This window comes from Kribbella sp. NPDC056951 (assembly GCF_042674205.1).
GTDB lineage: Bacteria > Actinomycetota > Actinomycetes > Propionibacteriales > Kribbellaceae > Kribbella > Kribbella yunnanensis.
In genome coordinates this window covers 591,217-609,151 of the sequence record NZ_JBHUQZ010000003.1, presented here as the reverse complement: position 1 = coordinate 609,151, position 17,935 = coordinate 591,217, and the positions used below count along the sequence as shown (strand labels likewise).

At 67.9% G+C, this 17,935-nt stretch carries 20 protein-coding genes; 10 read left to right on the top strand and 10 right to left on the bottom strand.

The genetic code is table 11. The features are described 5' to 3' along the window. Entirely contained in the window at positions 1-2,988 is a 2,988-nt protein-coding gene (locus tag ACFTSF_RS15810; RefSeq protein ID WP_380154438.1) for a BTAD domain-containing putative transcriptional regulator, read from the bottom strand. 380 nt (positions 2,989-3,368) lie between these two features. On the opposite strand from ACFTSF_RS15810, the gene ACFTSF_RS15805 reads away from it, so the two are divergent. Continuing rightward, complete coding sequence (locus ACFTSF_RS15805) at positions 3,369-3,836, top strand: DUF5994 family protein (protein WP_380154437.1); 468 nt, start codon at positions 3,369-3,371, stop codon at positions 3,834-3,836. Continuing rightward, positions 3,829-4,101, top strand: a complete 273-nt coding sequence (locus ACFTSF_RS15800) for a hypothetical protein (RefSeq protein WP_344145260.1) — start codon at positions 3,829-3,831, stop codon at positions 4,099-4,101. Before ACFTSF_RS15805 ends, ACFTSF_RS15800 begins: the two co-directional genes overlap by 8 nt. 1 nt (position 4,102) lies before the next feature. On the opposite strand, the gene ACFTSF_RS15795 is transcribed toward ACFTSF_RS15800, so the two are convergent. Together ACFTSF_RS15795 and ACFTSF_RS15790 are read right to left on the bottom strand one after the other, a co-directional pair. Next, positions 4,103-5,200, bottom strand: a complete 1,098-nt coding sequence (locus tag ACFTSF_RS15795; protein WP_380154436.1) for a S1 family peptidase — start codon at positions 5,198-5,200, stop codon at positions 4,103-4,105. A 96-nt stretch (positions 5,201-5,296) separates the two neighbouring features. Further along, positions 5,297-6,325, bottom strand: coding sequence for a hypothetical protein (locus tag ACFTSF_RS15790; RefSeq protein ID WP_380154435.1), 1,029 nt, complete (start codon positions 6,323-6,325; stop codon positions 5,297-5,299). 43 nt (positions 6,326-6,368) lie between these two features. Between ACFTSF_RS15790 and ACFTSF_RS15785 the strand changes: the two genes are divergently transcribed. The 5 genes from ACFTSF_RS15785 (at position 6,369) to ACFTSF_RS15765 (ending at position 10,093) form a co-directional block, all read left to right on the top strand. Then, positions 6,369-7,295, top strand: a complete 927-nt coding sequence (locus tag ACFTSF_RS15785; protein ID WP_380154434.1) for an NAD-dependent epimerase/dehydratase family protein — start codon at positions 6,369-6,371, stop codon at positions 7,293-7,295. Positions 7,296-7,356: 61 nt separating this feature from the next. Further along, positions 7,357-8,076, top strand: a complete 720-nt coding sequence (locus tag ACFTSF_RS15780; RefSeq protein WP_380154433.1) for a DUF2993 domain-containing protein — start codon at positions 7,357-7,359, stop codon at positions 8,074-8,076. A 134-nt stretch (positions 8,077-8,210) separates the two neighbouring features. Beyond that, positions 8,211-8,885 carry a PadR family transcriptional regulator gene (locus tag ACFTSF_RS15775; protein ID WP_344145250.1) on the top strand — a complete coding sequence of 225 codons (675 nt, stop codon included), beginning with the start codon at positions 8,211-8,213 and terminating at the stop codon, positions 8,883-8,885. Then, positions 8,882-9,397 carry a DUF1707 domain-containing protein gene (locus ACFTSF_RS15770; protein ID WP_380154432.1) on the top strand — a complete coding sequence of 172 codons (516 nt, stop codon included), beginning with the start codon at positions 8,882-8,884 and terminating at the stop codon, positions 9,395-9,397. Before ACFTSF_RS15775 ends, ACFTSF_RS15770 begins: the two co-directional genes overlap by 4 nt. 66 nt (positions 9,398-9,463) lie before the next feature. Further along, positions 9,464-10,093 (top strand): dihydrofolate reductase family protein, encoded by a 630-nt coding sequence (locus ACFTSF_RS15765; protein ID WP_380154431.1) that lies wholly within the window; start codon positions 9,464-9,466, stop codon positions 10,091-10,093. A 1-nt stretch (position 10,094) separates the two neighbouring features. Here the strand turns inward: ACFTSF_RS15765 and ACFTSF_RS15760 are convergent, their stop codons facing one another. The 5 genes from ACFTSF_RS15760 to ACFTSF_RS15740 all read right to left on the bottom strand — a co-directional run bounded on the left by ACFTSF_RS15760 (position 10,095) and on the right by ACFTSF_RS15740 (position 14,031). After that, the gene (locus tag ACFTSF_RS15760; protein ID WP_380154430.1) at positions 10,095-11,150 is read right to left on the bottom strand and encodes a biotin/lipoate A/B protein ligase family protein; all 1,056 of its coding nucleotides are present in this window, start codon (positions 11,148-11,150) and stop codon (positions 10,095-10,097) included. 30 nt (positions 11,151-11,180) lie between these two features. Further along, positions 11,181-11,762 (bottom strand): adenylate kinase, encoded by a 582-nt coding sequence (locus tag ACFTSF_RS15755; protein ID WP_380154429.1) that lies wholly within the window; start codon positions 11,760-11,762, stop codon positions 11,181-11,183. 113 nt (positions 11,763-11,875) lie between these two features. After that, complete coding sequence (locus ACFTSF_RS15750) at positions 11,876-12,247, bottom strand: YciI family protein (RefSeq protein ID WP_380154428.1); 372 nt, start codon at positions 12,245-12,247, stop codon at positions 11,876-11,878. Then, on the bottom strand, positions 12,244-13,131 hold the full coding sequence (locus ACFTSF_RS15745) for a hypothetical protein (protein ID WP_380154427.1): 888 nt from the start codon (positions 13,129-13,131) through the stop codon (positions 12,244-12,246). Before ACFTSF_RS15745 ends, ACFTSF_RS15750 begins: the two co-directional genes overlap by 4 nt. Positions 13,132-13,203: 72 nt before the next feature. Further along, a complete protein-coding gene (locus ACFTSF_RS15740) occupies positions 13,204-14,031 on the bottom strand; it encodes an SAM-dependent methyltransferase (protein ID WP_380154426.1) in 828 nt (275 codons plus the stop codon). Between the two features lie 220 nt (positions 14,032-14,251). Between ACFTSF_RS15740 and ACFTSF_RS15735 the strand changes: the two genes are divergently transcribed. Both ACFTSF_RS15735 and ACFTSF_RS15730 read left to right on the top strand, forming a co-directional pair. Beyond that, a complete protein-coding gene (locus ACFTSF_RS15735) occupies positions 14,252-15,679 on the top strand; it encodes a chondroitinase-B domain-containing protein (protein ID WP_380154425.1) in 1,428 nt (475 codons plus the stop codon). Between the two features lie 30 nt (positions 15,680-15,709). Next, positions 15,710-16,261 carry a dihydrofolate reductase family protein gene (locus tag ACFTSF_RS15730; protein WP_344145233.1) on the top strand — a complete coding sequence of 184 codons (552 nt, stop codon included), beginning with the start codon at positions 15,710-15,712 and terminating at the stop codon, positions 16,259-16,261. Here ACFTSF_RS15730 and ACFTSF_RS15725 read toward each other — a convergent pair. Continuing rightward, positions 16,258-16,551 (bottom strand): YciI family protein, encoded by a 294-nt coding sequence (locus ACFTSF_RS15725; protein ID WP_380154424.1) that lies wholly within the window; start codon positions 16,549-16,551, stop codon positions 16,258-16,260. The genes ACFTSF_RS15730 and ACFTSF_RS15725 overlap by 4 nt on opposite strands. Before the next feature lie 60 nt (positions 16,552-16,611). Here ACFTSF_RS15725 and ACFTSF_RS15720 point away from each other — a divergent pair, with 60 nt between their 5' ends. Further along, entirely contained in the window at positions 16,612-17,142 is a 531-nt protein-coding gene (locus tag ACFTSF_RS15720) for a GNAT family N-acetyltransferase (RefSeq protein ID WP_380154423.1), read from the top strand. Here ACFTSF_RS15720 and ACFTSF_RS15715 read toward each other — a convergent pair. Next, a complete protein-coding gene (locus tag ACFTSF_RS15715) occupies positions 17,127-17,888 on the bottom strand; it encodes a class I SAM-dependent methyltransferase (protein WP_380154422.1) in 762 nt (253 codons plus the stop codon). The genes ACFTSF_RS15720 and ACFTSF_RS15715 overlap by 16 nt on opposite strands. Positions 17,889-17,935: the final 47 nt, after the last annotated feature.

Genomic DNA, 17,935 nt, shown 5'->3' with positions numbered 1-17,935 from the left:
TTACATGGTGCGTAGGAGGGTTTCGGCTGTGGCTTGATGGTGGGCGAAGCCGGAGGCTTGGGCGGCTTGGCGGGCTTCGGTGGCTAGGGCTCGGGCGGTGGTGGGGCGGGCGGTGGCTTGGTGGGTGGCGGCTAGGCCTAGGAGAGCTTCCAGTTCGGTGTAGGTGATGCGGTTGGTGCGGGCGGACTCGAGGCCGAGGGTGAAGTAGTGCTCGGCTTGGGTGTGGTCGCCTTGGTGGAGGTGGACGGCGGCGAGCATGGTGAGGGTCGCTGTCTCGGCGCGGGGGTTGGCGATGGCTTGGGCGATGGCCAGGGCGTCCTTGGCGAAGGTGAAGGCTTCGGTGGGGTGGTCGCGGTCCAGGTGGATCGCGGCCAGGGTTTCCAGGGCGCTGGCTTCGCCGGCGCGGTTGCCGGTCTCGCGATGCAGGGCGAGGGCATCCATGGCGCAGGACTGCGCCTCGTCGAGGTGACCCAGGTGGCGGTGAGCGGTCGCGAGGGAGTTGAGGCTGAACGCTCGTTCGGGTGCGGAGGCTTGGCCGCCGTCGACGACGCGCGTGTGCTCCTGTACGGCGTCCTCCATCCGCCCCATCTCCACGTGCAGCGCACCGAGGTTGGCGCGGATCGTGGTCTCGGCGAACTCGTTGCGTTGGGCAACATCCAGCGCTTCTCGGAGGCGGTCGTGCGCCTGATTGAGATGACCGAGCTCGCGATGGACGGCGCCCAGATTGATCAGTACGCCGACCTGTCGCCGCGCCAGACCGGCCTCCGCGCAAGCGGCGACAACCTGCACGTATTGGCGGATCGCCGGCTCGTAATCGCCAAGGCTCCAGAAGTGATCACCCAGGCAGTGTCTGGCAGCCGCAGCGGCCTCGAGATCGTCGCCGGCCGCAGTCACCGCCGCCTCCGCGACAGTCAGCCACTCGGGATGACAGCGACGAGCCCAGAAGTAGCCGCGCAGCTGATCGCACAGCCGCCACGCGACACCATGCGGCCCGTGCTCGGCGGCGTACAGCGCGGCAGCGACCAGGCTCTCCCGCTGCGCATCGAGCCAGGCGAGAGCCTCGCCACTCCCCTGAAACTCCAGCGCAGGAAGGATCTCCGCGAGCGGCTGGGTGATCCGAGCCATCCCCGAACCCATCGTGACAACAGCCGTCTCGGTGTCCTGCAGGTAGCTGCCGAACAACCGGCCCAGCGCGGCCGCACGATCCTCAGTGGTCTCAGCTGCGACCCTCTCGGTGGCATACCGGCAGAGCAGGTCATGCATGACGAACTGCCCAGCGGCCCGGCGCTCGATCATGCTCGCGGACACCAGTACGTCGAGCACCGCGTCTGCCTTGTCCGGATGCACGTCGAGCAGCGCGGCCGCCGTACGGCGGGTGAATCCGCCGCCAGGGACTAGTCCGAGCAGCCGGAACAGCCTTTGCGCCAACGGGTTCAGCGGCTCATAGGACGAGTCGAAGACCGCTCTGACCGCGCTCGGCTCGTCGTCGACGGCGAGCATGTCGAGGGTCTGCACACTGGTGAGGTCGGCGACACAGTCCTCGATCGAGCCGTCCATACCGGCGACCCGAGCCGCGGCCAGCCGCAGCGCCAGCGGAAGGTGGGCGCACACCTCGCCGAGCTTCGCGACTGCAGCTGGTTCGGCGTTGGCCCGATCCGCGCCCAGGAGCCGCGTCAGCAGCTCATGAGCGTCGTCCGGCGTGAGTCCCCCGACCACGTGCGCGCGAGCGCCATCCAGAGCGACCAGTCCGGTCATGCGTCGGCGACTAGTGACGATGGTGAGACAACCAGGCTCCCCCGGCAGCAACGGACGGACCTGCTCAGCAGAGCCTGCGTTGTCCAGGATGACCAGCACCCGTCGACCGGCCAGCTTCGAGCGATAGCTCGCCGTCGCCGTCTCAACGTCGGTAGGGATCCGCTCACTCGGTACGCCGAGCGCACGGAGGAACGACGTCAGCACCTCGATCGGAGTCGACGGATCCTGCGTGCCATGGCCGTGCAGATCGACGTACAGCTGCCCGTCGGGGAACCGGTCCGCCACCCGATGTGCCCAGTGCACTGCCAGCGCGGTCTTGCCCATCCCGGCGGTGCCGACCAGCGCCATCACGGTCATCGTCTCCGCAGCACCCTGCGACTCAAGCCACGCCAGCTCGTCGGCACGACCGGTGAACGCCCAGACAGTCGGCGGCAGTTGCCGCGGTGGCGTCCACGAGCTGACGACCACGGGCTCGGCAACGACGGCGTACTCGAGTTTCGGATCCGAGCGCAGTACCTGCTGATGCAGTGCACGCAGCGCAGCACCCGGTTCGATCCCCAGGTGCTCGTCCAGCAGCCGATGCACCTCCTGGTACGCCGCCAGTGCCTCCGACTGCCGACCGGACCGGTACAGCGCGAGGATGCGCTGTCCCCAGAGCCGCTCGCGGAACTCGTGCCGCGAAGTCAGCACGGCCAGCTCGTCAGCGAGCGTGCCGTGCTGCCCGAGCTCGAGCCGGCCATCGATGCATTCCTCCAGTGCGGTCAGTCGCAGATCCTCCAGCCGGGCGATCTCCGGCCGTACGGCGTCCGGTACCGGCAGCCCGTCCATTACCGGTCCGCGCCAGAACCCGGCGGCCTGTGTCAGCCGCTCGACCGCGAGCGCGTGCTGCCCGTCGGCCCGAGCCTGGCGCCCCTGCTCGACCAGTCGCTCGAACGACAGCAGGTCGATCGCATCGGCATCAGCTGTCAGCTGATACCCACCAGGAAGCGTTTCGAGGACGAGCCCGGGCTGCATGATGCGCCGCAGGTTCGACACGTACGACGTCACGTTGGCCGGCGCGGACCGGGGCGGCCGACCCTCCCACAGCCCAGCCAGCAGGGCGTCTCGAGACACCAGCGTGTTGACGCGCAGCGCCAGCATGCCGAGCAGCACTCGCTCCTTGACCCGCCCCAGCACCTGCGGCCGGTCGTCCAGGTCCCGAACCTCCAGCGGTCCGAGCACTCGCAGTCGCATCTGGCCCCCAGCCGTCGCCACCCCGGGTCGGTTTCTGCGAGCAGGTGTAGCACAGATGGCAGCAAGGCCGGGAGTGGTTGCCAGAAACAACCACTCCCGTAAGTAACCAGAGTTCGGACAGCGCAGGGACTACCAGGTAGCGGCCGGCATGGTCAGTCATCTCCCCAGGTCTCGACGGACTGCGGTTGTTTCCAACCTGCCGGGTGCCGCCATACCCGCCCTACACAAACCCGTGTAGCCACGCGGGCCGGGGATGCGCGTCTACGAGAGGGCGTAAGGTGAGGACATCCGGAGTCGACGACATCCACCTTGAGGTGCCGGTCACGCCGGCCACCCTAGGGATGCGCCATGAAGGTTCGGTTCGAGTCCAGGTCCGCGTCGTGAACAAGTTTCAGTCGGTGTCACGAGTGGCGGGTTTCGAGCAGGAACCGACGACTCCGCGGCTGCGCCTGCGGGAGGCGGCGAACCGCGATCTGCCGCTGCACGGCGCCTGGTGGCCGCGGTCGGACGACCCGGTGACGGAGCTACCCGGTCTGATCATGGCACTGGACGAGCTGGGCGACGGGATCGTCACCCGGTTACTGCTGCACCGGCCGTCGTGGAGTGCGCACCCGGCGCGGCTGGCGGTGAACGGGCGCGTGGTGACGATGGGCTACTTCACGACGCAGCCGCTCAACCTGCTGATCGCCATGCGTGACTCCTACGGCTGGCGGCTCGATCTACTCACCATCCCGCCCGGTACGCCGGAGGATGTCGCCGAGCAGGCGATGGTCCAGGCCAGTGCGGACGACAACGAGGTGCCCGCGCAGTTCGTCCTCTCCGGGATCGAGGCAGCGAGCAGTGAGTGACCTGCGCGGTCCTGAGCTGGGCGATGTCTGCCGTCGGTCGAACGCCGACCACGACCTCTCCCACCTGTACGCCGCTGTGGTGTCGGCGCGAGTGGCCGAGCGGTTGGGCCGTGCCGCGCGACCGCCGGGTGGCGGCGGCCTCCGCAGCAACGGGGATCGGCTCATGTCGGCGCTGGCCGCCTACGAGGAGGCCCTGGAGCGGTACGGGCTGCCGGTGCCCCCTGCGATTCGTGACGAGCTCCGGCTGCGCCGCGCACTGCCGTAGTTCAGCCGACGGCCACCGGCTTCGGGAGGTACTCGGTATGACCGCCTGCGTTCTCGGCGGTGATCATGCAGCCGACGTCCTCACCTGACTGAGCCTTGGTCAGCGTGAAGCTGGCTGCCTTCGCACCCTCGATTTCGAAGTACCAGTCGTCGCTACCGGTCTTGCGATGCACCCAGCGGTACTCGACCGCCTTGCTCGGCTTGGGGTTACGCCAACCGGGCAGCGAACAGGTCAGCGTCTGACCGACCGCAGGCATGCCGGTGATCTTCGCCGTACCAGCCAGCCGCGGCGCCCACACCGGATGCGTCTGACTGGCGAAAGCACGCAGCGCAGGGATGTTCGTGAACTCGTTGATCGCACCCTGGACGCACTCCTTGCCGACGATCTCACCGCCGGAGCTGACCAGACCGGCGAGGACAGGTCGGCCGTACTCTCGCGCCACGACCGGACCGCCACTGTCCCCCGGACACACGTTCATACCGGGCGCCTGTGCACACAGCACCGACGGATCGGCGGCAGCACCGGACTTGTCCTGGGCGGCACACACCGACGACGGCTGCGCATGCAACGAAGCCTTCAGCAAAATCGAGCTGTACGTCGTTCCTGGCTGCGGCGGGGCAGTGATCCCGTGCCCGTAGACGGTCAGCGTGGTCCCAGGCCGCAACGCGGTCTGCGCAAGCGGCAACGGCCGCACCCCTCGTACCGGCCGGGCCAACTCGACAATGGTCAGGTCGTTGACTGCAACCTGTGCCTGCGGGTTGTCCGGGTCGACCGTCGAATCAAGCATCCGGTAGCCGGGATGGGTCGAGAACGCCTTGGCCCGCAAGACCTTGTCGCCGATGTGGAACTCGACATCACCGGGAGCGGCGTAGTCCAGGCAGTGTCCGGCGGTCAGCACCCGCGTTGGCGAGATCAGTACAGCGCCGCAGCGGTACCGCTGCAGGTAAGTCTCACCCGGTTTGTCAGACACATTGGCGATCCCCACCATCCACGGCGCCTCCGCGCTGCGGGCCGGCGTACCGCCTGTCATCGCGTAGGCCGGACTCGTCAACCCTGCTGCCAGCAGGCACACTGCGGCAGCGACAACCATCCGCTTCATCGTTCTCCTTCAGTTGATCGGAACACCAATCAACCTAGGAACTCGGACCTGCCGCACACATCGGGCTGAAGCCTCAAATGCTCTAGCACCAAAGGCTTAGCTAGCGCGGGGTTTCGGTCCACTGGAGCGCAGTGACCCAAGGCGAGACAACGCGTCGAACCAGAAGCGCGCACCAGGCAGCGTGGCGAGAGCCATCAGCAGCCAGCCCAGCAGTGTGAGCAGTACGGCGCCTGCGTCGCCCAGACCGTGGCGTTCGAACCAGTTGCACGAGGCGTCCGGCAACGAGCAGGTGGCGGTGACACCCCACCCGATCGGCAGACCGGACGCACGGGCGTCACGGATCTGTTGGCGTAGGTCATCCAGGCACTCCGCCGGTGTGCCGGCGCAGTTGGAGCTGACCGCGGCCTGAGCGACGACAGCGCCGCGCAGTGCCTCGTCGGTGTAGAGCGAGCGGGTCAGCTCGACCACGTTGACGTTGAAAGCGACGACAACGATCGATGCGAGCGCCAGCGAGATCCACCGCACGTGCCGCTTGTACCAGCCGGACACGCGCGCCATGTGGTCGTCGTACCACTCCTCGATGCCCGCGCGGAACTTCGCCACGTCCTCCCCCGCTTCAGCGAGCAGACCGAGCAACGGCTGCTTCAACGGGTTCGAGGCCTCGAGCGCAACGACCTTCGCCCGCACCTCAGTGATCGTCGTGGCACCAGTGGCGTCCGGGACGAGCACCCCGACCAACGCGCGCGCGAACGACCGGCCCGAGACGTACGACGGGAGACTCCGCCTGTCCTTGACGCTCAGCTTGGCGTTCCCCGCGTTCGGCGGCGCCTCGCCCTTGGCGGCCGAGCGCGAGACCATCGGCTGCTCGACGATCCGCGTCACCATCGGCTCCGCCGGCTCACCTGGTTTGGGCTCGGGCGCTTGCGACGTACGGCGAACCAGATCCGGCAGCCGCATCGTGAAATCGCTCTTGCCGTCGACCAGCGACCGGATACCGCGCAGCAGGTACTCACCGCGCAGCCCGATGTAGCGCGCGACGACCTCGGTCAGCACGGACACCAGGACCGAGAAGGCCGCGAAGGCGAAGACGAGTCCGATGACGGTCTGCAGAATCAAGCTGTCCATGACGATCCTCACAGCAGGCGGAGGTCCATTGTAAGTTGGAGCAATGGCATTGCAGGTGGTTGTCGGGCGTGGTCCGGTCGGTACGGCGGTTGCACGGTTGCTGGTGGAGCGCGGGGACCGCGTGAAGCTCATCAGTAGGCGAGGCGGTGCTCCGGAAGGCGTCGAAGGAGTGGCAGCCGACGCAACGAACGGCGACGAACTGGCGCGGATCGCCGAGGGCGCAACGACGATCTACTCGTGCGCGGGACCGGCGTACCACCAGTGGGCCACTGACTGGCCGCCACTGGGTGCAGGGCTGGTGCGAGCGGCTGAGCTGAGTAAGGCACTGCTGGTGACGACCGGGAACCTCTATGGGTACGGCGAAGTGGACGGACCGATCCGCGAGGACCTGCCGTTGCGGCCGAACTCGGTCAAGGGCCAAGTCCGAACGCAGGTGTGGACCGAGGCACTCAAAGCACACGAGGCCGGGCGGATCCGCACCGCCGAAGTGCGCGGCTCGGACTACCTCGGCGCGGGCGCGACGTCGCCGTACAGCGTGCTTGTCCTGCCGAAACTCCTGGCAGGCAAGGCGGCTTCGATCCCCGCCGACCTCGATGCACCGCACAGCTGGACGTACGTCGGTGATGTCGCGCGGACCCTGGTCGCCGTGGCCGGCGACGAGGCAGCGTGGGGTCGCGCCTGGCACGTGCCAAGCCCGGAACCGATGTCGGTGCGCGCACTGGCGACCCTCACCGCAGAGCTCGCCGGTACGGCGCCGGCCCGGATCTCGGCGATGCCGTCGTTGCTGCTGCGGCTGGCCGGGCTGTTCGCCCCGACCGCCCGCGCATCGGTCGAGACGCAGTACCAATGGCGCCGTCCGTTCACCCTGGACAGCACCGCCGCAATTGTTGCCTTCGGCATCAAACCGGTCCCGGTGGCGGACGCCGTACGGGAGATGATCGAACTGAATCGGTCCACCGGGCGTCAGTAGTTGGAGGCACACCCTAAGCTGTGCGGGTTCGACGGGGACACCGAAGCCGGGAAGGGCTGGGATGAGTTCGAGGAATCCACGTCGCTGGGTGCGGCGGCTGGTCGTCACGCTGATCGTGCTCGGAGTGCTGCTGGTAGCGGCCGACCGGGCCGCTGCGTGGGCCGCCGAGAACCGGCTGGCCTCGATGGCCGAGCAGCAGGCGGCGCGCTACGACCTGACCGCTCAGGACACCTCCGTCCAGATCGGCGGATTCGGGTTCCTGCCACAGGTGGCGAAGGAGGAGTTCTCGTCGGTCACGATGACGATGACGAAACCGACCTTCTCCGACGTGCCGGGCGAGAACCTCGAGGTGAAGATGACCGGCGTCCACGTCCCGCGGGCTGTGGTCACCGGCGGCGACGCGGCGGTCACTGTGGACAGCACCGACATCCGGCTGGCGCTCTCGCCGGCCGAGGTCGCGAAGCTGGCCGCCCGCGGCACCGGGCTGGGCGGGCTGAAGATGGAGGCTGTCGGCGACAAACTGCGAGCCAAGCTGACGCTGGGTACGTTCGACTTCGACGTCGCCGTCACCCCGACCGCGAAGAACGGCCGGGTCGCGCTGACGGTCGACGAGATCTCCAGCGACGTACCGGCGGCCGCCCGTGACCTGCTGAAGGCCCGGCTCGCCCGCGGCATCTCGCTGCCGAAGCTCCCGTACGACGCCACCCTCAAGGAGGTCGCGGTCGAGAACGGCAACGTCGTCCTGATCGCGACGGCGGCGAACCTCAAGCTGAACACCTGAAGCGCCTGCCCTTGCCGAGCACCCATCGGACCCTTAGGGGTTCGGTGGGTGTTTTTCATCCCTCAGAGGGGTTGGGTACCGATCGTTCGCGATATATCGTCGAACTATCGGAGCCTGAAGGATGGTGGATCGGAATGACGGGATCGGCGTACGCGGCCGGCTGGCCCTGGGCCCGCGCGGAGCGCAACTGTGACGACTTCTTCGAGAATCTCAAACGCGACCTGCACACCGCGATGGGCGGCCGGCGCGGGCACCGCGGGCATCAGGGGTTCGGCCCCGGCCCGGGGTGGATGTTCGGCGGCGGGCAGCACTTCGGGCCGCCACCCTGGGGACCGCGCGGACCGAAGGCGCGGCGGGGCGACGTCCGGGCGGCGATCCTCGCCGTACTGGCCGAGCAGGCGATGAACGGCTACCAGATCATCCAGGAGATCGCCGAGCGCAGCGGCGGCGCGTGGAAGCCGAGCCCCGGCTCGATCTACCCGACGCTGCAGCAGCTCGAGGACGAGGGCCTGGTGACGGCCGACGCCGAGACCGGGCGGCGGACGTTCACCCTGACCGACGAGGGCCGGGCGTACGTCGCCGAGCACGCCGACGAGGTCGCGGCGCCCTGGGAGGCGATGAGCGCGCCCACGGAGGCCGACGACAACGGATTGAAGCCGATGCTCGGTCAGGTCGCCGCGGCGATGTGGCAGATCATCTCGACCGGAACCCCGGAGCAGCAGGCTGCGGCGAAGGACGCGGTCGCTGACCTGCGGCGGAAGCTTTACGGCATCCTCGCTGACGATCGACCGGCGGACGAAGAGCGATGAGTACACCCCAATGGCAAGGCCCTGAGTGGTACGAGCAGGACCGGCCGTTGCGATCGGTGCGGTCGGGTCGGCAGGACCGGGACGACCGAGGTGCGCGGGCTGCCCGCCGGGCAGTGCGGATCGGGGACTCGGAGCGGGACCGGGCGGTGGAGTTGCTCGGTGAGCACTTCGTGGCCGGTCGGCTGACGCAGGACGAGTTCGAGGAGCGCAGCGAGACTGCTACTCGAGCCCGGTACGTCGACGACCTGGAACCGCTCTTCGAGGACCTGCCGCAGCCGGGCGAGCTGCAGATCGCGCAGCGACCGGGCCGACCGCAGCAGTTCACGATGCCACCGCCGTTCCTGATGCTGGTGCCGTTCCTGATGGTCGGCCTGGTCATCACCGCGGTCACACTGACCGCCCCCTGGCTGTTGTGGGGCGTGTTCTGGGTCGCGATCTTCAGCAGCATGCACCGCCGCCGGCATCACCACCGCGGCCATTTCAGGGGGCCCGGCAGAAACTTCTCCACCTGATGTCAAAGTGCTCGTGACGGCTCCGACCGAGGGGTGTAAGCAAGAAACCCTCGGAAGGAGCAGGTCATGGGCAAGGTACGAGTAGCCAACTTCACGGTCAGCATCGACGGATTCTCGTCCGGGCTGAACCAGCGGATGGACGAGCCGTTCGGCGACAACACCGAAGGACTGCATGCCTGGTACGAATCCGCGATGGTGGAGCGGGACAGCGGCCGCGGCGGCCCCGAGGCCGACCAGCTGCAGCGGTTCCACGAGCAGGCCGGCGCCACCATCATGGGCCGGAACATGTTCAGTCCGCACCGCGGTCCGTGGGCGGACGAGTCGTGGACAGGCTGGTGGGGCGACAACCCGCCGTACCACCACGACACCTTCATCCTCACGCACCACGAGCGTCCGTCGGTGACGATGGAGGGCGGTACGACGTTCCACTTCACCAGCGCGCCGATCGACGTCGTACTCGATCGGGCGAAGGAGTCAGCCGGCGATCAGGACGTCATCATCGGCGGTGGCGCGTCGACCGTTCGCCAGTACCTGCTGGCCGGTCTCATCGATGAGCTCGACCTCGGCGTCTCACCGATCCTGATCGGCGAAGGCGAGCGTCTGCTGACCGACGACGTCGCGGCCGCGCTGCGCGACTTCCAGGTGGTCAAGACCTACCCGATCGGGAACGCGACCTTCTACAACCTCAGTCGCTGAGCTAGGGCACGCGGTTGAGCCAGTCGTCGGTGCCGAACTTCGTTGCTACCAAGGCTTCTGCGCGGGCAACAGTGTCGGCATCGATCGTGCCGTCGGTCAGACCGTAGCGAGTGTTGAACGACGCGGCCATCCGGTCGATCACCTCGCGACGGTCGAGACCGGTCTGGCTGCGCAGCGGATCGACCCGCTTGTTGGCACTGGTCGTGCCCTTGTCGGACAGCTTCTCGCGACCGATCCGCAGTACCTGCAGCATCTTCGTCGCATCCATGTCATAGGCCATCGTCACGTGATGCAGTACGGCGCCACCCGCGAACCGCTTCTGCGCAGCACCCGCGATCTTCCCGGCCGGCGACGTGATGTCGTTGATCGGCTGGTACGTCGCCGCGATACCGAGGTCGTTGAGCGCGCCGATGACCCAGTCGTCGAGGAACGCGTACGACTCGACGAACGAGAGCCCGGACACCAGGGATTCGGGGACATAGAGCGAGTAAGTGATCGTGTTCCCTGGTTCGACGAACATGGCGCCGCCGCCGGAGATCCGCCGTACCACTGTCACGTCGTTCTGCACCGCGCCGTCGAGGTCGACCTCGTTCCGCAGCGACTGGAAGCTTCCGATGATGACCGCATTGCGATCCCACTCCCACACCCGCAACGTCGGCGGCCGCTCCCCCGACCCGACCTGCTCGGTCAGCACCTCGTCCAGCGCCATCTGCAACGCGGGCTCCCGCGGAACGTCATGCACGAACTGCCACTTGTGATCGTGCCAACCGGTCGCGCCGGTCAAAGCCCGCCGTACCGCAACCGCGACCGCCTCCGGCGAGAACCCCAGCATCTCGACGCCGTCCCCGAGCACGCCACGCACCCGAGCCGCCACCTGCGCAGCCGGCGTCACCACCGGCAATCCCGCCAGAGCCCCGTTGATCCGCTCGAGCGCATCATCGGGCTCCAGGAAGAAGTCCCCACTGATCTGCGCACTCCGAACGTGGTCCCCCACCACATCCAGATCGGCTACGACCAGCTTCCCACCCGGCACCTTGTACTCACCATGCATACCCATCACAACCCACCTGCCGGATGGGATGTTCCGTCAACTGGCGGGGGTGAAGGTGTAGGTGACCTGCAGGATGCGCTCGCGGACCGCGTCGATGTCGCCGTTGCCGTCGATCTCGTGCACGAGGCCGCGGCCGCCGTACAAGGTGATGAGCGGGAGCGTCTGCTCGGTGTACACCTCGAGGCGGCGGCGGATGACGTCCTCGGAGTCGTCGGACCGCCCTTGGATCAGCGCCCGTCGCAACAGCCGCTGCACGAGCGATTCGCGGTCGACGCGGAGCACGATGACTGCAGTCAGGTCGCGACCCTGTGCAGCGAGTAAGTCGTCCAGTACGGCGGCCTGGTCGAGAGTGCGCGGGTATCCGTCCAGCAGGAAGCCGGAGCGGGCGTCCTCCTCGGCGAGCCGCTCGCGGACCATCGCGTTCGTCACCTCGTCCGGCACATACGCTCCGGAGTCGACGTACTGCTGCGCGGTTCGGCCGAGCGCGCTCCCGGCGGCAACGTGTGCCCGGAAGATGTCGCCGGTCGAGATCGCCGGCACGGCGACTTCGCCGGCCAGTGTCCCGGCGTGAGTGCCCTTGCCGGCACCGGGTGGGCCCATCAGGACGACAGTCGTCACTGCGTCGCCTCCTGACTCTCGGTAAGTTCGACCACTTTAGGTGAGTCAGGCGCGTTGCGGTACGGCGTACGTCACGTCCGGCCCGGTGCCGGATTGGGAATTAAATTACCGCGTCACATTGTTGCGCGGAGCTCGATGGTGTCGCCGGGCCCAGCGAACCGCTGGGCGATGGCGTCGGCGCGCTCCTCGGAGTCCACGTCGATCAGGAAGAACCCGGCCAGGTGCTCCTTCGCCTCCGCGTACGGACCGTCGGTGGTGACCCGGCCGTTGAGACCGGTCCGGTACAGCTTCGCGCCGGCGGCCGGGCCGAGCGCCTGCCCGGAGACCAGCTCACCGGACTCCGACAGCTCGGTCAGCATCTCCTCGAACTCCTTGCCCATCGCGGCCCGCTCGTCGGCCGGGATCGCCCGGCCGACCTCGGTGAAGTCGATGGTCGGGTGGCCCCACGGCTGCGGGTTGGAGTGGATCAGGATCACGTACTTCACGACATCCTCCTTGGTTGGATACCCGCGACGTCGGCGCCGGTGATCAGCCCTCGACATTCTGCGCCAAGAACTTCTGCCAGCCCCGGGACCTCGGCCGCGCGCCGCGCCACCCCGGCCAACAGATCGGCCACCTGCACCCGCGGATCCAGCCGCGAATCAACCTGCCGCACCCCGGCCAACGGCGGCGGAGCCGGTACGACGGCCGTGGCGAGGTACCCGGCCAGTCGAGCGACTCGATGCGGGGTCAGCGCACTCTGCTCGTCGTGCACCACTTTGATCGACCGCTCCCCGGCGCTCCAGAACAGCGCGGTCTCCGCCAACGCCGGGACCATCGGTTCCAGCGGCGGCGGAATCGCCGGATCATCCTCGATCAACCGCAGCAACGTCTCCTCGACCCGGCTTCGCGACAACCCACGCAGTTCCTCCGGAAGGAACCCGAAGAACCGGTCGATCGCGCCATGATCGAGCAGCCGCAACCGCTTGGTCCGAGCCAGCACCAGAAACGAGTCGAGGAACTCGGTCCGCGACCGCAGTACGCCGACATCCAGATCCCGGCCGAGTCGCGTCCCATCGCCGTACGACGGCTCGCCCGTGAACAACTCGAGCACCCGAGTCGCGACGTACGACGTCTTGTCGATCACATGCACGTGCGCCCGCCCACTGAGTGCGCTGAGAAACCGCTTGAGCACAGGCCGTTGGTCAGGGCGCAACAGACGGTTCGACTTGTACTCCTTGCTGGTCCGCACCCGGACGCCACCAAGAAGCTCAGCCGCCTCGGCCACCGTCAGATCAACGGACGCATGAGTGATGACCGGCGCAACCGGGTCGAGCAGATTGGATCCGGAGAACCCGGATTCATCACATGCGATCTCAAGGTCAGGCATCGGCGCCAAGCGATCAGTCAGCGGACAGGCATGTGCCCATCATCGATCGCGGACACCGGCCGCACCACCGAATTACGGCTTGCGGGCGAGGGCGCCGAGGATTAGGCGGGCGGCGCCGGTGGGGCTGAGGTTTTGCTGGCCGGTGGGCCACCAGTGGGCCAGGTCGACGATGCCGGGGTCGAGGATGTCGAGATCGGTCAGGGCCTCGGTGAGTTCTTCGCGGGTGCGGAAGCGTAGGCGCGGGAAGTACTCGCGGAACTTGGCTTCGATCGAGGTCGCGAAGTCGGCCAGGCGGCTGCCGTCGTTGGGGTTCATCGGGTGGGTGATGGCGACGAAGGAGCCCGAAGGGAACGGCGACAGGTAGTCGTCGAGGAGCTGCCGGAGTTGGTCGGTGCCGGGGAGAGTGTGCAGGGTGAGGCCGAAGATGAGGCCGACCGGGCGGTCGCGGTCGAGCGCGTCGACCACGGTTGGGTGCTCGAGGACCATCGCCGGATCGAGGAGATCGGCGGCGGCGAAGAAGGTACTGCGGTAGTCCGCGAGCAGGGCCTGGCCGTGCGCGATCGCGGTCACGTCATTGTCGACGTACACGGTCCGCGCGGCGGGATCGGCGGCGAGCACCTCGTCGTGCAGGTTGCGTTCGGCCGGGAGGCCGGAGCCGAGGTCGAGGAACTGGCGGACGCCGGCCGCGGCCATCCGGTTGATCGCGGCCGCGATCCAGCGGCGGTTCTCGGTGGCGAGCTGCGGGATCTCCGGGGCGACCTTGAGCAGCTCCGCGAAGACCTGTCGGTCGATCTCGAAGTTGTTCTTACCGCCCAGCATCAGGTCGTAGATGCGGGCGTCGGACGGGCGGTTCAGGTCGAGCTCAGGCCCGACCCGGCGCGTGACGTCACCCTCCGGCATCGTCCCGACCACCTCGCTCCACAATCCGAAAAGACCACGTGGCCGGAAGGCTACCGCGCACCCAGCGCGGGCTTCCCAAGGGGGCGCGTTGCGGAACTCCGGCCCCGAATCTTCCACCCCGCGGGAGATTCCGGCGACCCCGACGGTAAGCGCTTGCCATCCACCACGAACCGACCACACACTGGCCGCCCCTCCACCGCCCCGAACCCCGGAGACCCCGATGCCACCACTCGGCCGCCGTACCTTCCTGTCCGCCGCCCTCGCAACCGCCGCCATCGGCGGGACCAGCTCCGCGCGAGCCAGTACCCGGGCCACCCAGGTCCGGACCGTCGACGAACTCCGGCGCGCGATCGCCGCCGCCCAGCCCGGAGCCGAGATCGTGCTCGCCGACGGGACCTACAACGTCACCGGCAGTCAAGGCATCCCGGTCCAGGGCCGCCGCGGTACGGCGGCCGCCCCGATCACCGTGCGAGCCGCATCGACCGGCGGCGCCACGCTCACCGGTGACCGCGGTTTCGTGCTGACCGATTCGGCGTACGTCGTATTGAGTGGTTTCAAGCTGCGGCAGCGGACCACCGTGGACATCCCGACCACCTGCAAGAACATTCGGATCAGCCGCAACGACATTCAGCTCGCGGATGTCGAGGGAATGCACTGGCTGATGGTTCGCGGCGACAACGCGGTCGTCGAGCGCAACCACTTCCACGGCAAGTCGACGCTCGGTGTCTTCCTCGGCGTCGAAGGCCCCGGCTCGGCCGGGATGGCCCGTGGTGTCCGCATCGTCCGGAACTACTTCTCCGACCACACCTTCGCGGGTGACAACGGCGGTGAGCCGATCCGGCTCGGTCTCAGTGGCCGCTCGCTCAGCGATGCCGGCGCGATCGTCGAGGAGAACCTGTTCGAACGCGCGAACGGCGACCCGGAAGCGATCTCGGTCAAATCCTCGGCGAACTTCATTCGCTACAACACGGTTCGCAACAGCCTCGGCGGCATCGTGCTCCGGCACGGCAACAAGACCCGGGTCGAAGGCAACTTTATTATTGCCGGTAGCAACGGAATCCGGATCTACGGCAACGATCACCTGATCGTGAACAACTACGTCGAGCGCGTCGGCGGCTCCGGCATCGTGCTGGGCAGCGGCAGCGTCCGCGATCACAAACCGGAAGATGACGCGGAGAGCCGCCGCGGCAACGACGCACCGGACCGGGTGACGATCGCCCTCAACACCGTGCTCTCCTCCGGTACGGCGATCAGCGGCGAATCGCAGCGCACCCTGCCACCCCTTGGCTGCACGATCGCCGACAACCTGCTCGTCGGCGACTCCGGTTCGTTGGTGTCGATGCCGTACCAGCAGGGCATCACCTGGTCGGGCAACATCCTCTGGGGCACGGCCGCCAACGGGAACATCCCGGCCTCCGGCTTCACCCGCAAGGACCCCAAGCTGGTCGCGGGCAATGACGGCGTACGGCGTCTCGGTGCGGGGAGCCCGGCGATCGATGCCGCGAGCCGCACGTACCCGTCGGTGACCCAGGACGCCGACGGCCAGGCTCGTTCCGGTCGTGCGGACGTCGGTGCCGACGAATACAGCACCGCAACCCCGGTACGACGTCCGCTGACGCCGGCCGATGTCGGTCCCGCCTCGCGATGACTTTTCGCCTGCTCGCTCGTCTCAACGACTATGGACAAACGAGCGAGCAGGGCCAAGCTGCTGTATTCGGTGACGATGTCGGCCGACGGCTTCATCACCGGACCGGACGGGGACATGCAGTGGATGCGCCCCTATCTCGGCCCGAACCCCGAGGTCACCGAGCTGATCCCGCGGATCGGGTCGATCCTGGTCGGCCGCCGTTCGCACGACGGCGACGACCCGCACAAGGGTGAGCCCGGTGAAGGCGAGGCGTTCGGCGGCGGTTGGGACGGACCGCTCTTCGTGGTCACCCACCGCCTGCCGAGTACGCCGGAACCGGGTGTCACGTACGTCGATCAGTTGCCTGAGGCAATCGCCATGGCGAAGGCGGCGGCCGGGGACAAGTATGTCAACGTCATCGGCGCCGATATCGCCCGGCAGTGCATCGCGGCCGGCGAACTCGACGAGGTGCTGCTGATCATCGCGCCGGTGTTCCTCGGCGCCGGGACCCGAGTGTTCGACGAACCGGGCGGTCGCACGGTCCGCCTCCAACCACGATCCACGACCGCGGGGACGAATCTGTGGTTCGACGTACTGCGTTAGAGCTCCCCGGCCGGCCGCATGATCGCGCGAATCTCGACGTACCGGCCCTCGAGGCAGGCATCGGGTAGCAGCCGGGCCAGCTCGACTGCGCGCGCTGGGCTCTCGACGTCGATCACGTAGTACGCGTCGATGTCCTCGGGTCCGGCCCGATCGGGCACAGTCACGGTGAGCTGCTGGTGCGCCAGCAGCTCACCGCCGACCAGTTCACCGGCCTCGCGGGCGGCCTGCTCGAAGACGGATCTGCGCAGGTCAGCACGAGTTTCCCCGTGCACGATCAACAGGAATCTCATCGGCATACTCCTCTCAATAATCAGACGGAGCCGGCGGCCGTGGTTTGACATGATGGCGACATGTTCGTGCAGACCGAGCGGCTGACGCTGCGCCGCTTCACTCCCGGCGACGCGGCCGCGTTCGCGGCGTACCGATCGGATCCCGAGGTCGCCCGCTTCCAGTCCTGGGAGGCGCCGGTCCGGGAGCCGGAGGCGCTCACCACGGTCACCGGCTTCGGCAACGGCGATCCGGATGCGCCCGGCTGGTTCCAGTACGCCGTCGACCTGGACGGCGTACTGATCGGGGATCTCGGATTGCACCTGGACGAGAACCTGATGCAGGCCGAGCTCGGGTTCACGCTCGCACCGGCGTACCAGGGCAAGGGGTATGCGACCGAGGCCGTGCGCGGGCTGCTCGATCACCTGTTCACGGCGAAGAACCTGCATCGCGTCTCGGCCGAATGCGATGCCCGCAACACGTCGTCCGCGCGGCTGCTGGAGCGCGTCGGCTTCCAACGCGAGGGACTGCGCCGGTCGCACACCTGGATCAAGGGTGAGTGGACCGACGACCTGCTCTTCGGTCTGCTGCGGAGTGACTACCTGGACGCTTGAGCCGCCCAGGCTCGTGCGGTCAGCCGGATCGACCCGTCGGCCTCGATCGGCAACCGAGCTCTGATGTCCTCCCGCAACGCATCGCGATCCGCCTCGTCCAGCGTGCGCACGTACGCCGGTCCGACGCCCTGCCCGCCGAGGAACGGCTGCCAGTAGTCGTCGAAGGACGCAAACTCAGTCGGTACGACGATCGCCCGGGTCTCGGTCGCGTCGAACCCGGCCTCGGTGAACAGGCCGGTCAGGCCTTCCGCCGTACAGAACGGGAAGCGCGGAGCCTCGTCGTACTCGCGATCCTGCGGGCGGAGGGCGACCACCGCGTCCCAGAAGTACCGCATCAGCTGCATGCCCTCGGCGTAGTCCCAGACGTAGACGGCGACGGTCGTGCTGATTTCGCGCATCCGCCGGAGTGCTTCGACGCGCTCAGGGATGAAGTTCAGGACCAGGCCCGCCACCGCCACGTCGTACGGGCCGTCCGGGAGGTTGTCGGCCGCGCGGACCTCGAAGGTCGCGTCCGGGATGGTTTGGCGCGCGTACCCGACGAAGCCGGCCGAGGGGTCGACACCGAGGACCGAGGCCGGACTCGCCGTCCGCAGGATCGTGCTCGTCAACGCGCCCGTCCCGCACCCGACGTCCAGCCAGCGCAAACCCGCGGGCTGGTCGAGCCAGCCGACGAACTCCTCGGCAACCACCCGGCTCCAGCGGCCCACATACGACTCGTAGATCTCGCCAAACGACCACTCGCTCATCACCCCAGGGTGCAGGTTGCGATGCCCGTTTGTCTCTTACGACGTAC

What these genes read in the sequence shown, in the direction of transcription:
- ACFTSF_RS15810 (WP_380154438.1), bottom strand. Translation starts at nt 2,988, where the DNA reads ATGCGACTGCGAGTGCTCGGACCGCTGGAGGTTCGGGACCTGGACGAC.
- ACFTSF_RS15795 (WP_380154436.1), bottom strand. Translation starts at nt 5,200, where the DNA reads ATGAAGCGGATGGTTGTCGCTGCCGCAGTGTGCCTGCTGGCAGCAGGG.
- ACFTSF_RS15790 (WP_380154435.1), bottom strand. Translation starts at nt 6,325, where the DNA reads ATGGACAGCTTGATTCTGCAGACCGTCATCGGACTCGTCTTCGCCTTC.
- ACFTSF_RS15785 (WP_380154434.1), top strand. Translation starts at nt 6,369, where the DNA reads ATGGCATTGCAGGTGGTTGTCGGGCGTGGTCCGGTCGGTACGGCGGTT.
- ACFTSF_RS15780 (WP_380154433.1), top strand. Translation starts at nt 7,357, where the DNA reads ATGAGTTCGAGGAATCCACGTCGCTGGGTGCGGCGGCTGGTCGTCACG.
- ACFTSF_RS15775 (WP_344145250.1), top strand. Translation starts at nt 8,211, where the DNA reads ATGACGGGATCGGCGTACGCGGCCGGCTGGCCCTGGGCCCGCGCGGAG.
- ACFTSF_RS15770 (WP_380154432.1), top strand. Translation starts at nt 8,882, where the DNA reads ATGAGTACACCCCAATGGCAAGGCCCTGAGTGGTACGAGCAGGACCGG.
- ACFTSF_RS15765 (WP_380154431.1), top strand. Translation starts at nt 9,464, where the DNA reads ATGGGCAAGGTACGAGTAGCCAACTTCACGGTCAGCATCGACGGATTC.
- ACFTSF_RS15760 (WP_380154430.1), bottom strand. Translation starts at nt 11,150, where the DNA reads ATGGGTATGCATGGTGAGTACAAGGTGCCGGGTGGGAAGCTGGTCGTA.
- ACFTSF_RS15745 (WP_380154427.1), bottom strand. Translation starts at nt 13,131, where the DNA reads ATGCCTGACCTTGAGATCGCATGTGATGAATCCGGGTTCTCCGGATCC.
- ACFTSF_RS15740 (WP_380154426.1), bottom strand. Translation starts at nt 14,031, where the DNA reads ATGCCGGAGGGTGACGTCACGCGCCGGGTCGGGCCTGAGCTCGACCTG.
- ACFTSF_RS15735 (WP_380154425.1), top strand. Translation starts at nt 14,252, where the DNA reads ATGCCACCACTCGGCCGCCGTACCTTCCTGTCCGCCGCCCTCGCAACC.
- ACFTSF_RS15730 (WP_344145233.1), top strand. Translation starts at nt 15,710, where the DNA reads ATGGACAAACGAGCGAGCAGGGCCAAGCTGCTGTATTCGGTGACGATG.
- ACFTSF_RS15725 (WP_380154424.1), bottom strand. Translation starts at nt 16,551, where the DNA reads ATGAGATTCCTGTTGATCGTGCACGGGGAAACTCGTGCTGACCTGCGC.
- ACFTSF_RS15720 (WP_380154423.1), top strand. Translation starts at nt 16,612, where the DNA reads ATGTTCGTGCAGACCGAGCGGCTGACGCTGCGCCGCTTCACTCCCGGC.
- ACFTSF_RS15715 (WP_380154422.1), bottom strand. Translation starts at nt 17,888, where the DNA reads ATGAGCGAGTGGTCGTTTGGCGAGATCTACGAGTCGTATGTGGGCCGC.